The organism is Herbaspirillum sp. WGmk3 (assembly GCF_023952535.1).
Lineage (GTDB): Bacteria > Pseudomonadota > Gammaproteobacteria > Burkholderiales > Burkholderiaceae_D > Herbaspirillum > Herbaspirillum huttiense.
The window spans coordinates 1-240 of sequence record NZ_JAKYWT010000150.1 but is presented as its reverse complement, the minus strand read 5'-3'; the positions used below and the strand labels follow the sequence as shown (position 1 = coordinate 240).

Genomic DNA, 240 nt, shown 5'->3' with positions numbered 1-240 from the left:
CAGCTTGGTCTGGTGCGCGGCCTCGTAGAGGAACTCGGTGTGGTCCACCAGCTCGGCCCAGTCGGAGGCCGGATGGATGTTCACCTCGATCACGCCCGGGTCCGGCGTGACCTGCAGCAGCTTCAGGCGCGCATCGCGCGGCGGCGGGTAGCCCTCCAGGATGATCTGCATGCCCAGCTCGGCGGCAGTGGCCTCCACTGCGGCCAGCAGGTCCAGGTAGTCGTCCAGGCTGGCCAGCGG

The 240-nt window shown here is 69.6% G+C and carries 1 protein-coding gene; it reads right to left on the bottom strand.

All coding sequences use genetic code 11. The annotated features are described in order from the left end of the window. The coding region (locus tag MKD49_RS26270) for a transglutaminase family protein (protein ID WP_252697774.1) at positions 1-240 on the bottom strand (240 nt) is incomplete at both ends.